The organism is Pseudomonas sp. NFPP28 (assembly GCF_900115535.1).
Lineage (GTDB): Bacteria > Pseudomonadota > Gammaproteobacteria > Pseudomonadales > Pseudomonadaceae > Aquipseudomonas > Aquipseudomonas extremorientalis.
On the sequence record NZ_FOWT01000004.1, the window covers coordinates 76,498 to 92,099 of the forward strand.

General features: G+C 61.5%; 13 protein-coding genes. 6 read left to right on the forward strand and 7 right to left on the reverse strand.

The window, feature by feature from the left end:
• Positions 1-38: 38 nt before the first annotated feature.
• Entirely contained in the window at positions 39-1,103 is a 1,065-nt protein-coding gene (gene queG / locus BM110_RS11825) for a tRNA epoxyqueuosine(34) reductase QueG (protein ID WP_092246613.1), read from the forward strand.
• Here the strand turns inward: queG and BM110_RS11830 are convergent.
• Both BM110_RS11830 and orn read right to left on the reverse strand, forming a co-directional pair.
• The gene (locus BM110_RS11830) at positions 1,100-1,714 is read right to left on the reverse strand and encodes a trimeric intracellular cation channel family protein (protein ID WP_058423469.1); all 615 of its coding nucleotides are present in this window, start codon (positions 1,712-1,714) and stop codon (positions 1,100-1,102) included. The two genes, queG and BM110_RS11830, sit on opposite strands and share 4 nt — an antisense overlap.
• 179 nt (positions 1,715-1,893) lie before the next feature.
• Positions 1,894-2,436 (reverse strand): oligoribonuclease, encoded by a 543-nt coding sequence (gene orn / locus BM110_RS11835; RefSeq protein WP_010213620.1) that lies wholly within the window; start codon positions 2,434-2,436, stop codon positions 1,894-1,896.
• A gap of 108 nt (positions 2,437-2,544) precedes the next feature.
• Between orn and rsgA the strand changes: the two genes are divergently transcribed.
• Positions 2,545-3,576 carry a small ribosomal subunit biogenesis GTPase RsgA gene (rsgA, locus tag BM110_RS11840; protein WP_071491684.1) on the forward strand — a complete coding sequence of 344 codons (1,032 nt, stop codon included), beginning with the start codon at positions 2,545-2,547 and terminating at the stop codon, positions 3,574-3,576.
• A 396-nt stretch (positions 3,577-3,972) separates the two neighbouring features.
• On the opposite strand, the gene motB is transcribed toward rsgA, so the two are convergent.
• Complete coding sequence (motB, locus tag BM110_RS11850) at positions 3,973-4,992, reverse strand: flagellar motor protein MotB (protein WP_071491685.1); 1,020 nt, start codon at positions 4,990-4,992, stop codon at positions 3,973-3,975.
• Positions 4,993-4,995: 3 nt separating this feature from the next.
• Positions 4,996-5,847, reverse strand: coding sequence for a flagellar motor stator protein MotA (gene motA, locus BM110_RS11855; protein ID WP_058423471.1), 852 nt, complete (start codon positions 5,845-5,847; stop codon positions 4,996-4,998).
• A gap of 166 nt (positions 5,848-6,013) precedes the next feature.
• Between motA and BM110_RS11860 the strand changes: the two genes are divergently transcribed.
• Genes BM110_RS11860 through asd form a run of 3 tightly spaced genes read left to right on the forward strand, consistent with a single transcriptional unit; the run spans position 6,014 to position 9,298 of the window.
• Positions 6,014-7,549 carry an HDOD domain-containing protein gene (locus BM110_RS11860; RefSeq protein WP_093513442.1) on the forward strand — a complete coding sequence of 512 codons (1,536 nt, stop codon included), beginning with the start codon at positions 6,014-6,016 and terminating at the stop codon, positions 7,547-7,549.
• A gap of 57 nt (positions 7,550-7,606) precedes the next feature.
• Complete coding sequence (locus BM110_RS11865) at positions 7,607-8,422, forward strand: rhodanese-like domain-containing protein (protein WP_071491687.1); 816 nt, start codon at positions 7,607-7,609, stop codon at positions 8,420-8,422.
• Between the two features lie 15 nt (positions 8,423-8,437).
• Entirely contained in the window at positions 8,438-9,298 is an 861-nt protein-coding gene (asd, locus tag BM110_RS11870) for an archaetidylserine decarboxylase (protein WP_093513443.1), read from the forward strand.
• 80 nt (positions 9,299-9,378) lie between these two features.
• Here the strand turns inward: asd and serB are convergent, their stop codons facing one another.
• Positions 9,379-10,593 carry a phosphoserine phosphatase SerB gene (gene serB / locus BM110_RS11875; RefSeq protein ID WP_071491689.1) on the reverse strand — a complete coding sequence of 405 codons (1,215 nt, stop codon included), beginning with the start codon at positions 10,591-10,593 and terminating at the stop codon, positions 9,379-9,381.
• 133 nt (positions 10,594-10,726) lie between these two features.
• Between serB and BM110_RS11880 the strand changes: the two genes are divergently transcribed.
• On the forward strand, positions 10,727-12,214 hold the full coding sequence (locus BM110_RS11880) for an AhpA/YtjB family protein (RefSeq protein WP_071491690.1): 1,488 nt from the start codon (positions 10,727-10,729) through the stop codon (positions 12,212-12,214).
• Between the two features lie 186 nt (positions 12,215-12,400).
• Here the strand turns inward: BM110_RS11880 and BM110_RS11885 are convergent, their stop codons facing one another.
• The gene (locus BM110_RS11885; RefSeq protein ID WP_071491691.1) at positions 12,401-13,111 is read right to left on the reverse strand and encodes a PqiC family protein; all 711 of its coding nucleotides are present in this window, start codon (positions 13,109-13,111) and stop codon (positions 12,401-12,403) included.
• A 176-nt stretch (positions 13,112-13,287) separates the two neighbouring features.
• Positions 13,288-15,552: a DNA topoisomerase IV subunit A gene (gene parC, locus BM110_RS11890; RefSeq protein WP_092246599.1), complete on the reverse strand. Its 2,265-nt coding sequence runs from the start codon at positions 15,550-15,552 to the stop codon at positions 13,288-13,290.
• Positions 15,553-15,602: the final 50 nt, after the last annotated feature.

Sequence of the window (15,602 nt, forward strand, 5' to 3'; positions counted from 1 at the left end):
AGAATTATACCTATCTAACCTGCGGTTTCCCTTGTCTCATGCCTGCCATCACCACCGATCTGCCTGCCCTCGCCCAATCGATCAAAGACTGGGGCCGCGAGCTGGGCTTTCAGCAAGTCGGCATCAGCGGCCTGGACCTGGCCGAGCATGAACAGCACCTGCAACGCTGGCTCGACGCGGGTTACCACGGCGAGATGGACTACATGGGCGCCCATGGCAGCAAACGCTCCCATCCGGATGAGCTGGTGCCCGGCACCTTGCGCGTGGTGTCGCTGCGCATGGATTACCTGCCCGGCGACACACAGATGGCGCAACTGCTGGCCAAGCCGGAAAAAGCCTATATCTCGCGCTACGCCCTGGGCCGCGACTACCACAAGCTGATCCGCAAGCGCGTGCAGCAACTGGCCGACCGTATCCAGGCGCAAATCGGCCCCTTCGGCTTCCGTGCCTTCGTCGACAGCGCACCCGTGCTTGAGAAAGCCATCGCCGAAAAAGCCGGGCTGGGCTGGATCGGCAAGAACACCCTGGTGCTCAATCGCAAGGCCGGCAGCTACTTCTTCCTCAGCGAGCTGTTTGTCGACCTGCCACTGCCGATCGACGCACCTCATAGCACTGAACATTGCGGGCGCTGCACCGCCTGCCTGGACATCTGCCCCACCAATGCCTTTGTCGGCCCCTACGTGCTGGACGCCCGGCGCTGCATTTCCTACCTGACCATCGAGCTCAAGAACGCAATCCCCGAAGACCTGCGCCCGTTGATCGGCAACCGCGTGTTCGGTTGTGATGACTGTCAGATCGTTTGCCCGTGGAATCGTTTCGCCCGCGCCACGGCCGAAGGCGACTTCAAGCCACGCCACAACCTGGATAACGCCGAACTGGCCGAGTTGTTTATGTGGGATGAGGATAAATTCCTCAGCAGCACCGAAGGTTCACCCCTGCGCCGCGCCGGCTATGAGCGTTGGTTGCGCAACCTGGCGGTAGGCCTGGGCAACGCACCGTCGAGCATTCCGGTGCTGGAAGCCTTGAAGGCGCGGCGCGAATATCCCTCCGAACTGGTGCGCGAACATGTGGAATGGGCGCTGAACCAGCACGCCAACCGCTAGTGCACGTCGTCGTTGTAGACGAACTTGGGCATTTCCCAGTGGAAACGGATCGCCAGCAAGCGCAGTAGAAAGCCGCTGAACAGCGTCAGCAGGATCGATTGCTCACTGGGCAATTCCAGATACAGGCACAGCATGTAGAACCAGGCGGCCAGGAACGACACGCTGGCGTACAGCTCACGGCGGAAGATCAGCGGGATATCGTTGCAGAAGATATCCCGCAGGATGCCACCGAAAACCCCGGTGATCACGCCGCTGACCGAGGCCACCAGCATGCCATGGCCCATTTCCAGGGCGGTCATGCAACCGATCAGGGTGAAGGCCACCAGGCCCAGGGCGTCCAATGCCAGGAACAACGAACGCAGGCGGCGCATCAGCGGGGCGATAAAGATCGTCACCAGCGCGGCGACGGAGGTCAGCACCAGGTATTCCGGGTGCTTGACCCAAGTCAGCGGGTAATGCCCCAGCAACACATCGCGCACCGAACCACCACCCAGTGCCGTCACGCAGGCGATCAGTACGACGCCAAACCAGTCCATGCCCCGCCGCCCAGCCGACAGCGCACCGGTCATGGCTTCGGCAGTGATGGCGATGAGGTAGAGCATCAGCAGCATGAGGGCGATCCTTGCAAAACTGTGGCGAGCGGGCTAGCCCCGCGTTGGGCTGCGCAGCAGCCCCAAAGCCGGCAATGATATCTGTTTGGAGAGGTGTGTTGGCAGTATTAGGGCTGCTTCGCAGCCCAACGCGGGACAAGCCCGCTCGCCACAAAAAACCGGCTCACCCTTGAAGGAATTCAAGCCTTGATGAAATGCTTGCGGTAGTGCTGCAACTCGGCAATCGACTCGCGAATATCATCCAGCGCCAGGTGCGTGCTGCCTTTATGGAAGCTGTCCTTCACTTCCGGCGCCCAGCGCGCCGCCAGCTCTTTAAGCGTGGACACATCCAGGTTGCGGTAGTGGAAGTAGCTTTCCAGCGCTTTCATATGCGTATAAAGGAAGCGGCGATCCTGGCAGATGCTGTTGCCGCAGATCGGCGACTTGCCCTTGGGCACCCATTTTTCCAGGAAGGCGATGGTTTCGGCTTCGGCTTCGGCCATGCTGATGCGGCTGTCACGCACGCGCTGGGTCAGGCCGGAGTTACCGTGGGTGCGGGTGTTCCACTCGTCCATGGTGGCGAGTACGGCATCGCTGTGGTGGATGGCGATCACCGGACCTTCGGCCAAGGTGTTGAGGTTGCTGTCGGTGACAATGGTCGCCATCTCGATGATGACGTCGGTGTCGGGGTTCAGACCGGTCATTTCCAGATCGATCCAAATCAGGTTCTGTGGGTTTTGCATGGGTTGATTCTCTTGGCACCTTGGCGTAGCTGCGCAGTTTAGCAGGCGGGGCCGTGCTAGACTCGCGACCGTTTTACCCAACCTTTGCATTATCGACACGGAACACCAATGGCCAAACGCCAGCTCAACCGTCGCCAAAACTGGCGCATCGAAAAGATTCAGGGCGAACGCGCCGCGCGCGCCGCCAAACGTGAATCCTCCGCCGTGGAAGCGCTCGAGGGCGGCGACCTCGGCCCTGAACAAACAGGCCTGGTGATCGCGCACTTCGGCGTGCAGGTCGAAGTCGAGGCGCTCGAAGGCGAACTCGCCGGCCAGGTGTTCCGCTGCCACTTGCGCGCCAACCTGCCGGCGCTGGTCACTGGTGACCGGGTTGTGTGGCGTGCTGGCAACCAGGGTATCGGCGTAATCGTAGCCCAACTGCCGCGCACCACCGAACTGCGCCGCCCCGATAGCCGCGGCCAGCTCAAGCCGGTCGCGGCCAACGTCGACATGATCGTGATCGTGTTCGCGCCGCTGCCCGAGCCCCATGCCAACCTGATCGACCGCTACCTGGTGGCGGCCGAACACGCCGGCATCCGCCCGCTGTTGCTGCTGAACAAATTCGACCTGATCGACGAGCAGAATGCCCCGGCACTTAACGCCCTGCTGGCGGTCTATCGCACCCTGGGTTACCCGGTGCTGGAGGTTTCGGCGCATCACGGTAATGGCATGGAACAGCTGCAACAGCAGCTGGACGGGCGCATCAGCGTGTTTGTGGGTCAGTCCGGCGTGGGTAAGTCCTCGCTGGTCAACAGCCTGCTGCCGGAAGTCGACACCCGCGTAGGTCCGCTGTCGGAACTGTCCGGCCAGGGCACCCACACCACCACCACCGCGCGGTTATTCCACTTCCCCGGCGGTGGCGAACTGATCGACTCCCCCGGCATCCGCGAATTCGGCCTCGGCCACGTCAGCCGCAGTGATGTGGAAGCGGGCTTCATCGAGTTCAACGACCTGATCGGCACCTGCCGCTTCCGCGACTGCAAACACGACCGCGAACCGGGCTGTGCGTTGCTCAAGGCGCTGGAGGATGGGCGCGTGCAGCAGCAGCGGATGAACAGCTATCGGTCGATTATTGCGAGCTTGCCGGAGAGCAGTTACTAAAACCGCCCTGCCTTGATACACATAAAGCACGGCACAGCATGGCCTGGTCCATTGATTTAACGGGGTCTGGCATCAAGAATTCAGGACAACTGGGCGGCCCACCGACACGAGCCAGCCTGAATTCGGAATTCCTGATGCGCATAATTGCTCCGTCACCAGCGCAAGCTGGCAGGAGTCTGGATCCTCTTCGGGGCTGATCCAGCGGCGCAGAAGGGGCGAAGCAAGCTCCATAGAAAGACGCGAGCCACAGGGCGGGAGTACTTCGTACCGCGCCTGTGCACCGATGACATGCGAGGCGTGATCAAAGGCGTCAAAGCCTACCTCCCGCTATGACTGCAAAAGAAAACGCCCCGATCAGTATCGGGGCGTTTTCATGAGTGAAGCAGCTTCGGCAGCTTAAGAACCCGTCTTGGGCACCGTAGGATCCTTCACCCCACCGTCATCAAACAGGTTCAGCTTCTGGCGCAACTCATGCGCCGGCAACGGCTCCTGCCCTGGCGGAATGGCGTTCGGGTCGGCCGGTACTTCACCCGGTGCGCCGGCCCCCGGAGTAGGTTGCGGCGCTGGCGGCTGGTCACCTTCAATCGCACGCTGGGCCTTTTTGGTCAGCACCACGATGTCGATCCGGCGGTTGACCGGGTTGAACGGGTCTTGATGATCAAACAGCTGCGACGAAGCAAAACCCACCACCCGCGCCACCTGCGCATCCGGATAGCTGCCGGCCACCAGCGCACGGCGTGCGGCGTTGGCGCGGTTGGCCGAGAGTTCCCAGTTGCCGAAATCCCCCTGGCCCGCGTAAGGCTTGGCGTCGGTGTGGCCGCTGATGCTGATCTTGTTGGGTACCGCTTTGATGGTATCGGCCATGGCCAGCAGGATGTCTTCGAAGTACGGCTTCAAGCGTGCGCTGCCGGAGTCGAACATCGGCCGGTTGGCGGCGTCGGTGATCTGGATGCGCAGGCCTTCAGGCGTGATTTCGAAGGAGATCTGGTCCTTGAACTTCAGCAGTTGCGGGTTTTCCTCGACCTTGTTCTGCAGCTCCTGCAGCAACAGCTCAAGGCGCTCCTGCTCGACCTGTTCGGCCATCGACTCGACAGTATCGCGCTCGATCGGGATTTTTTCCTGAGGCGCTTCAGTCTTGACTTCGGGGTTGATGGTGCGCTCAGGCGCCAACTGCGGCGAACCGCCCAGGTCGATCACAAAGGGCGTGCCGCTTTCCGAAAAGCCAATCGGGTCCTTGAAGTAACCGGCAATGGCGATCTTCTGTTCAGGCGTGGCGGTGGACATCAGCCACAGCACCAGGAAGAACGCCATCATCGCCGTCGCAAAGTCGGCGAAGGCGATTTTCCAGGCGCCACCATGGTGCCCCGCAGCGAAGCGCTTGACGCGCTTGATGATTATCGGCTGGTTGTTTTCCATGGCTTAGCGACCGCGAACCGCTTGTTCCAGCTCGGCGAAGCTTGGGCGATGCTTGGGGTAAAGCACTTTGCGACCGAACTCCACCGCCAGCGACGGTGGCATGCCGGAAGCGGAAGCAACCAGGCTGGCCTTGATCGATTCGTACAGGTTCACTTCTTCCTTGGCGTCATGGGCCAGGGAAGTCGCCAGCGGGCCGAAGAAACCATAGGCCGCCAGAATACCGAAGAAGGTACCGACCAGCGCTGCACCCACGTGCATGCCAATAGCGGCCTGGTCGCCCTCACCCAGGGACGCCATGGTCACCACGATACCGAGTACCGCCGCGACGATACCGAAACCCGGCATACCATCGGCGATGCCGGTCACAGCGTGGGAGGGGTGCTCCAGCTCTTCTTTAAGGCTGAACAACTCCATGTCGAACAGGCCTTCCAGCTCATGGGGGGCCATGTTGCCGGAGGACATGATGCGCAGGTAGTCACAGATGTAGGCGGTCATGCGCTCGTCCTTGAGCACGGCCGGGTACTTGGCGAAAATCGGGCTGGCGGCAGCGTCTTCGATATCGGCCTCGATGGCCATCATGCCTTCGCGACGGCTCTTGTTGAGGATCTCGTAGACCAGGCCCAACACCTCCAGGTAGAAGGTATGGGTAAAGCGTGAACCGAACATGCCCAGCGACTTCTTGATCACGTGCATGGTCATGTAGCCGGGGTTGGCCTGCAGGAATGCACCCAGCGCCGCACCGCCGATGATCATCACCTCGAAAGGCTGGATCAGCGCAGCGATTTTACCGTGGGACAGGACGTACCCGCCGAGCACGCTTGCGAAGACGACGATGATGCCGATAATTTTAGCCATAGGAGATGAGTACTTGCGCCGTCGGGTTCATGGACATATTGGGTGTAGCAGAAAACTCTTGTTCTACTTATCGGCAAAACTGCGCCAGACTATAGCCCGTTAAGGCGAAAAGCCAGTTCGGCCCGCTCCGGGCGTGTAGACCGCAAGTGATGATCGCGCCCCAATCATGGCTAATGAAACGACAGTCCCAACTGCAAAACCCAACTCTCTCGCCGCTTGGATCAAGCGCCTGGACGAAGTGCTGCTGCCCGTTCCCCAGGCCAGTCACGACCGTGTGTGCAAAGGCATCCGCGATAACCGCAGTTCATTGCGGGATATTGCCGAACTGATGCAAAGCAGCCCGGCCCTGGTGCTCAGCGTGATGCGCGAGGCCAACAGCCACACCCATGGCAGCCTGGCGGAACCGGCGGAAAACCTGGAAGTGGCGCTCAACCGCCTGGGCCTCAAGCGCGCCGAAGAACTGCTGGCACGCCTGCCCTCGGTGCCGGCCAACGAGATCCCCGTGGCGTTGCGCCAACTGTTGCTGGTCAGCCAGCACGCGTCGCAGCAGGCCAACGGTTTGTTCGGCAGTCGCCTGGCGCGGCTGTGGCAAGACATCCACTGGGGCAGCCTGTTGTTCCTGTCGCCACTGTGGCCGATGGCGGTGGCCTACCCCAAGCTTCTGGAGGAGTGGGAGCTGCGGGTTATCCACAAGGGCCAATCAGCCCGCACGGTCGAGCAGGAATTGTTCGGCGTACGCCTGCTGGACCTTTGCGTCGGCATGACCGAAGCCTGGCACCTGCCGATCTGGGTGTCCCAGGGCTATAAGTTGCTGATGAGCGAGCAGCGCCTGCTGGTCAAGGCCCTGCATATCGCTCGTGAAGACGACCCGCTGCGCCACCAGCAATTGCTCGACGCTGAACCCAATCTGCGGCGCTGGCTGAACCAGCCGGCCAATACCGTGTTGCTGGCCAACGGCCTGGCGATGTCGGCCCAGGAATCCTGGACCTGCCCGCACACCGAACGCTGGCAGTTGCTCACAGCGCTGTACCTGCAACAACCGTTGGGTGAGGTGCAGCAACTGGTCCACCAACAAGCCGTCACCAGTGCCCGTACCACCCTGATGCCCGACCTCTGGCACCCGGCGCTATCGCTGATCTGGCCGTGGCACGTGGCGAAGATCCATCGCGGCCTGCTGCCGGCGCCGCCGCCCACCGCCGAGGCCCTGGCCGTGTGGCGCAAGCGCTGCACTGAACTCTTGGTGGAACCGAGCCCCTTTGCCAACGCGATGCACCTGACCACCTGCGCCAAGGAGGCCTTGGTCGCCAGCGGCATGCAACGGGTCATGCTGTTGATGGCCGATCGCGCCATGAGCACCTTGCGCGTGCACCAGGTCGATGGCCTGCCCAAGGACGCCGCCAACCTGAGCCTGGACGTGGTCAACAGCACCTTGCTGCAACGCCTGCTGGAAAAGTCCGCCCAGGTGCGCCTCAACCCCGAAAACCATGCCCAGTTCTCAGCCTTGCTGCCGCCGATCCTGCGCCGTCTGTTCACCGGCGAACACCTGCTGCTGCGCTCCCTGAGCTGCAATGGCAAGGTGGTGATGCTGATGGTGGCCGACCAGGGTGGGGGGCCGTTCTCGGAAACCACCGTGCAGGCCTTCGGCAAAACCGCCCAATGCATCGAAAAAGCCCTGCACTGCTTTACCAACCGCAGCGCCTGATGCTTGCGCTACAATCGCCCTCTTTTATCGCCAACATTTGTGCCCAGGAGACCTCACATGCCTGACTTCTCTGGCTTGCCGCTGGTGATCGAATCCAGCGACCTGATTGGTCGCCTCGGTGCCGAACACCTGATTCTGGTGGACCTCACCAGCGCTGCCCGCTACGCCGAAGGGCATATCCCCGGCGCGCATTTCGTTGACCCCAAGCGCACCCAACTGGGCCAGCCGCCGGCGCCCGGCCTGCTGCCCAGCAAGGCGGACCTGGAAAAACTGTTCGGCGAACTGGGCCACACCCCGGATGCAACCTACGTGGTCTATGACGACGAAGGCGGCGGCTGGGCCGGGCGCTTTATCTGGATGCTCGACGTGATCGGCCACCAGAAATACCACTACCTGGATGGCGGCCTGCTGGCCTGGCTGGAAGAACACCACCCGGTCTCCACCGACGTGCCCGCGCCTGTCGGTGGCCCGGTCAGCCTCACGCTGCACGAAGGCCCCACCGCCACGCGTGAATACCTGCAAAGCCGCCTGGGTGCTGCCGACCTGGGCATCTGGGATGCTCGCGGGCCGCTGGAATACTCCGGCGAGAAGGTCCTCGCTGCCAAAGGCGGGCATATCCCCGGCGCGGTCAACTTCGAATGGACCGCGGGCATGGACAAGGCACGCAACCTGCGTATCCGTCGTGACATGCCGCAGATTCTCGAAGACCTCGGATTGACCAAAGATAAAGAAATCATCACTCACTGCCAGACTCACCACCGCTCTGGCTTCACCTATCTGGTGGCCAAGGCGCTCGGTTATCCGCGAGTCAAAGGTTATGCCGGTTCCTGGGGCGAATGGGGCAACCACCCCGACACCCCCGTCGAGATTTAAGGTTTAAGGACAGTTATGAAAAAGCAGTTGTTTATCCTCAGCCAGTACTTGCTGCCGCACCACTTGCTGTCGCGCCTGGCAGGTTGTATCGCCGAGTGCCGCGTGCGCTGGTTCAAGAATGCCTTCACCGCCTGGTTTGCCAAGCGCTATCAAGTGGACATGTCCCAGGCCCTGGTTGAAGACCTGAGCGCCTACGAGCACTTCAACGCCTTCTTCACCCGCGCCCTGAAAGACGGCGCCCGCCCGCTGGATCAAACCCCAGGCGCGGTGCTGAGCCCTGCCGATGGCGCGGTCAGCCAACTGGGCTCGATCGAACATGGCCGCGTATTCCAGGCCAAGGGCCACAGCTTCAGCGTGCTGGAACTGCTGGGTGGCGATGCGGCCGTAGCTGCACCGTTCATGGGCGGCGACTTCGCTACCATCTACCTCTCGCCGAAGGACTACCACCGCGTGCACATGCCGTTGGCCGGCACGCTGCGCGAGATGGTCTACATTCCTGGACGCATCTTTTCGGTCAACCAGACCACCGCTGAAAACGTACCCGAGTTGTTCGCACGTAACGAGCGCGTTGCCTGCATCTTCGACACCGAACGCGGCCCGATGGCCGTGGTATTGGTGGGCGCGATGATTGTGGCGTCGATTGAAACCGTATGGGCCGGCTTGGTGACACCGCCAAAGCGCGAGCTGAAAACCTTCCGCTACGACGAAGCTGCACGTGCGCCGATCCACCTGGAAAAAGGTGCCGAGCTGGGGCGCTTCAAGCTGGGATCGACGGCGATTGTGCTGTTCGGGCCGGATCAGGTGAAGTGGGCTGAAGAATTGGCGGCGGGTACGCCAGTGCAGATGGGCCAGGGTATTGCACTGCCAAAAGCCTGATTTGAATTCAGTACAGAGCAAATGTGGGAGGGGGCTTGCCCCCTCCCACATTTGCTCTGTATTCCTACTGTGAGATCGAGTTACAGCTGACCGTCGCGATCGCGAAAGCCCAGCAGGTACAACACACCGTCCAGCCCCAGCGTCGAAATCGCCTGCTTGGCCGATTGCTTTACCAACGGCTTGGCCCGGAACGCCACACCCAACCCGGCAATCGCCAGCATCGGCAAGTCATTCGCCCCGTCGCCGACTGCAATGGTCTGCTCCAGACGCAACCCTTCCTTGTGAGCCAATTCCTTGAGCAGATCCGCTTTGCGCTGTGCGTCGACAATCGGCTCCACCGCCACGCCGGTCACCTTGCCATCCACCACTTCCAGCTCGTTGGCGAACACATAGTCGATACCCAGCCTGGCCTGCAATTGCTTGGCGAAGTAGGTGAAGCCGCCGGACAGAATGGCGGTCTTGTAGCCCAGGCGCTTGAGTTCGGCGAACAGGGTTTCGGCGCCCTCGGTCAGGCGCAGGGAAGCGCCGATGGAGTCCAGCACGCTCACGTCCAGGCCCTTGAGCAGCGCCAGGCGCTCCTTGAAGCTGGCGCGGAAGTCGAGTTCACCGGCCATGGCGCGCTCGGTGATTTGCGACACCTGCTCGCCAACACCCGCGGCCTTGGCCAGCTCGTCGATGACCTCAGCCTCTATCAGCGTCGAGTCCATGTCGAACACTGCCAAGCGGCGGTTGCGGCGGAACAGCGAGTCTTCCTGGAAGGCGATATCGACGTTCAGCTCCTGGGCCACGCTGAGGAACTCGGCACGCAGGGCCTGCGGGTCGGCCGGTTCACCGCGCACGGAGAACTCGATGCAGCCCTTGCCCTTGTCGGCCGGCGTGTCCAATGGCATACGACCCGACAAACGGTCGATATGGTCGATATTCAGGCCATATTGCGCGGTGATGGAGCTGACGCGCTGTAGTTGCTCGGCGGTGACCTTGCGGGTCAGCAGCGTCACGATGTGGCGTTTCTTGCCCTGGCCGGCAACCCATTGCCGGTAATCCTCTTCGGACACCGGGGTGAAACGCACCTGTTGGTCCAGCTTGTAGGCCGTAAACAGGATGTCCTTGAGCACCGAAGACGCCTGCTCGGTGCTCGGAATCTCGACCAGGATGCCGAACGACAGGGTGTCGTGGATCACCGCCTGGCCGATGTCGAGAATGTTCACACCACCCTGGGCCAGAACGCCGGTAATGGCTGCGGTCAGACCCGGGCGGTCTTCCCCAGTGATGTTAATCAGGACAATTTCGCGCAAGGCGCACCCCCAGGCTGGAAAAAAACCGCATTCTACCCACTTTCAGTGACCATCGGGCACAGCCAGCGCTTTGCCGGTCATGGGGCTGTCGCTATACTGCGCGTCAACTTCACGGACCAAGAGCCGAGCGCAAGTGAACCGGCCCACGCCAGTAAAAACCGATAACTTCTTCCTGCTGATCTTCCGGGCACTGCGCCACCGCCGTGTACCGATCGCATTACGCATCGCCAGCCATAACGTGATCCTGGTCGCCCTGGCCCTGGTGATCTACGCCTGCGTGATGGGATTGCAGTTCAAGCAGGCCATGCACGAACAAGCCGACGCCCTGGGCGAGAGCCTGACTACCCAGACCGCCACCTCGGCGACTGAGTTGCTGGTGTCCAACGACATCCTCAGCCTCAACGTACTGCTCAACAACCTGACCAAGAACCCGCTGGTGGCCCACGCCGCCATCTACAGCGTGGACAACCGGATCATGGCCGAAGCCGGGCAACGCCCGAAAAACGGCCTGCTGGGTGAAGCCGAAGGCCTGTATTCGAGCAATATTACGTTTCAGGATGTGAAGGCCGGCCAACTGCGCATCAGCCTCGACATGCAGCAATTCCAGCAGCCGATGACCATCAGCCTGCAAAGCATGGGCATTCTCAGCGCGATCCTGCTGGCCCTGGCCCTGGCCCTGAGCCTGCGCCTGGGACGGCATATCTCTACGCCCTTGATGCAACTGCGCATCTGGCTGCGGGACATCGACGAACATACTCCGGCCACTGATCGCCAGGACGAAATAGGCGACCTCGCTCGCCAGCTGCACGCCAGTTTCGCCCCGGAACCGGTGGTGCGCGAGATTGAGCCCGAGCCTGAGTTCGACGATGAGCCTGAGTTTGAAGTGGAAGACGCCCCGGTCGCAGGCCTCAAACCTGCCACTCGCCAGGCGTTCAAAGCCGAAGAGGACGAGCTGGACGACGAAGACCCGTTCGCCGATCTGCGCGACACCTCAGCCAGCGCCCCGGCCGTCGCCGCCAAACCGGCTCCGGTAAAGAGTGCGGAACCCCAGTACAGCGCCGTTCTGGCGGTGCAACTGGGAGCACAGGATCAACTCCGTCGCCTGCCACGCGCACGCCTGACCGAGTTGCTGGAACGCTACCGTGACTGCCTCGACCAGGCCGCTTCGCTGTACCAGAGCGAATTGCACACCTTGAACGATGGCAGCACGCTGATGCTGTTCCACAGTGAAGACAGCGGTGAAGACTACCTGACCAACGCCATCTGCTGCGGCGAGTTGCTGCGTGCCCTGGGTCATGAATTGCAGATCGAAGTGGCGGACAGCGGCATTACCCTGCAACTGCAGCTTGGCCTGACAGTGGGCGACGATCTGTTCGGCATAAGCCAGATCGACCTGCTGCTCACCGAAATCGCCCAGGACGCCCTGGCCCTGTCCCAACACAGCCGCAACCTGCTGCTGGTGGAGCGCAAGATCAGTGAAGACACGCTGATCCGCCAACGCGCGCGTATCCGCCCGATTGCCAGCCCCGAGGGGGCCAGTTGTGTGGAGCGATTGATGGAGCCGTATCCGTCGATGCTGGAGCGGCAGTTGGCGCGGATGCATGAGACCCGCGCCAAATAAAACGGTAGGACTCATGTGGGAGGGGGCTTGCCCCCGATAGCCGAGTATCAGTTAACACATCATTAACTGAACTACCGCTATCGGGGGCAAGCCCCCTCCCACATTGGGTCCGCAGCCTGGCTCAAATTGCGCACAAACAAAAAGGCCCGCTTAATCAGCGGGCCTTTTGTTTGTGCGCGATTCAGGTCAGAACCTGAACACTTCCATATCCGTACGGATCGGCGTAGCCATCGGCATCTTCGGCTTTTGCGGCTCTGCCGGCCTGGCCTGCGCCGGCGCGCTTTGCTTGCGCGGCGCTTCGGCAATCGGCGGTTGGTTGGCCAATGGCTTGAGCGCCACCGACAACTGCTGCGCCAAATGCTGCAACAACACGCCCTGGGCCTGGACCTGGGACGCAGTGGAACCGGTGTGCTGTTCCTGCAAGTGCACAATACGGTTATCACGCACCTGCCCACGACGGTCGATCAAGCGCCATTGCGCATCGAGGATGGCCGGTTGCGACGTGCCGGAGTCAAGCCGGGTAATTGTCAGCAACACCTGTACATCAGGCGTGAACCCGGAGGGCCCTGGTGCCAGGACCACCCGCTGGCTGTCCAACTGACCCGCCACCTGGCGCAACATCAACTGATTGATATCAGAGGACAAACTCCCCGCCCAACGGCCATCGGTGGAACCTTGCAGGCTTCCATCGTTCTGACGTTGCAGGAGGGTTTCGCGTTGCAGGTAGTCGGCTACGACCACCGGGCCGAGCAGGACGGCCATGCCGGCGGACTGTGCAGGTTGAGCCGGACTTCCGCTGTCCAGCTGGTACAGCGACACCGGTTGGTGTGTGCTGCAACCCGCCAGCCCCAAAAGGCCAGCGAGCATGAAAATAAAAGGAAGGCGTGGAGCAGTCATCATCCCATCCAGGTGGCTGCCACAAGGCGAACCACAATGTAATACTAAAAATAACCTAAATACGCTCGGCCACGCCGGCGCTGGAAAGGCCATATCATCCGTGAATATGCGCCATGACTCCAGCGCCAAAGCATCGATCTACGCGTTAAATCGTAGATCGAGAGCTCTAAAACGCGTTAAACCGGCGCTTCTACCAGCAAGGCATCCACTCGCTGGAAGCCTCGAGGCAGTTTGTTACCACGCCGACCACGTTCGCCCTTGTAATGTTCAAGGTCGTCAGGGCGTAGCGACAGCGTACGCTTGCCGGCCTGGAGCACCAGGGTCGCGCCTTCCGGGATCACCGCGATGTCGGTCACGTACTCTTCGCGACTGGCCACCCGCTCGCCGGGAATACCGATGATCTTGTTGCCTTTACCTTTGCCCAACTGCGGCAGGTCGCTGATCTTGAACACCAGCAAACGCCCTTCGGTGGTCACCGACGCCAGCCAGTTGCTCTCACGATCATCCACCGGCCGCGGCAGGATCACCTTGGCGTTGTTCGGCAAGCTCAGCAACGCCTTGCCCGCCTTGTTCTTGGCCTGCAGGTCTTCACCCTTGACCACGAAACCGTAACCCGCGTCGGACGCGATCACATACAGCGCATCGTCGTCCGGCAGCAGCACACATTCGAAATTCGCCCCTGGCGGCGGCGTCAGACGCCCGGTCAACGGCTCGCCCTGTCCCCGTGCGGATGGCAAGGTGTGGGCCGGTACCGAATAACTGCGCCCGGTGGAATCGATAAACACCGCAAACTGGTTGGAACGCCCGGCCGCAGCGGTCTTGAACCCGTCACCGGCCTTGTACGACAGACCAGTGGCGTCAATATCATGCCCCTTGGCGGATCGAACCCAACCCTTTTCCGACAGAACGACAGTAATTTTCTCGTTTGGCAGCAGCTCGGTTTCTGTCAGGGCTTTCGCCTCGGCACGCTGCACAATTGGCGAACGACGCTCGTCACCGTAGGTTTCGGCGTCTTTGATCAGCTCGCTGCGCACCAGTTTCTTCAGCTTGGCCTCACTGCCCAGCAGGGCTTGCAGCTTGGCTTGCTCCTTGAGCAGCGCGTCCTGTTCGTCGCGCAGCTTCATCTCTTCCAGTCGCGCCAATTGACGCAAGCGGGTATCGAGGATGTAGTCAGCCTGGATCTCGCTCAGCTCAAACCGCGCGATCAGCTCGGCTTTCGGGTGCTCGGCGGTACGGATGATATGGATCACTTCATCCAGGTTGAGGTAGGCAATCAGCAAGCCGTCCAACAGGTGCAGGCGGCGCTCGACCTTGTCGAGGCGGAATTGCAGGCGGCGACGCACGGTCTGCACCCGGAACTCCAGCCACTCCACCAGCAGGTTGCGCAGGTTCTTCAACTGCGGCTTGCCGTCCAGGCCGATGATGTTGACGTTGACCCGGTAGCTGGACTCCAGGTCCGTGCTGGCAAACAGATGCTGCATCAACACTTCGTGGTCGACCCGGCTGTTGGTCGGGATGATCACGATGCGGCATGGGTTCTCGTGGTCGGACTCGTCACGCAGGTCGGCCACCTGCGGCAGTTTCGACGGTTTGGCCTGCATCAGCGCGGCGATCTGCTCCAGCACCTTGGCGCCCGACACCTGGTGCGGCAGTGCGGTGACGATAATGTCGCCATCCTCGATGTGGTACACGGCGCGCATGCGCACCGAGCCCTTGCCGGTTTCGTACATTTTCAGCAGGTCGGCGCGCGGTGTGATGATTTCCGCTTCGGTCGGATAGTCCGGGCCCTGGATGTGCTCGCAGAGCTGTTCAACCGTGGCTTTGGGCTCATCCAGCAAACGCACGCAGGCCGTGGCGACCTCACGCAGGTTGTGCGGCGGTACGTCAGTGGCCATACCCACCGCAATACCGGTGGTGCCATTGAGCAGGATATTCGGCAAACGTGCCGGTAACACCAGTGGCTCGTCGAGCGTGCCGTCGAAGTTGGGCCCCCAGTCGGCGGTGCCCTGCCCCAGTTCGCTCAGCAAGACTTCCGAGTAACGCGACAGGCGCGCTTCGGTGTATCGCATGGCAGCGAAGGACTTGGGATCATCCGGCGCACCCCAGTTACCCTGGCCGTCCACCAGCGTGTAGCGATAGCTGAACGGTTGGGCCATCAGCACCATGGCTTCGTAGCACGCCGAGTCGCCGTGGGGATGGAACTTACCGAGTACGTCACCGACGGTACGTGCCGATTTCTTGTGCTTGGAATCAGCGTCCAGGCCCAACTCACTCATGGCGTAGATGATGCGCCGTTGTACGGGCTTCAGGCCGTCGCCGATATGCGGCAAGGCACGGTCCATGATCACGTACATGGAGTAGTTGAGGTAGGCATTTTCGGTGAAGTCAGCCAGCGACCGGCGTTCTACGCCGTCTAAGCTGTCTGCGAGGATGTCACTCATGCGGGCCTCATCATGCTTGGGTATGGCGCAGCGGAAATGCCACGGCACCG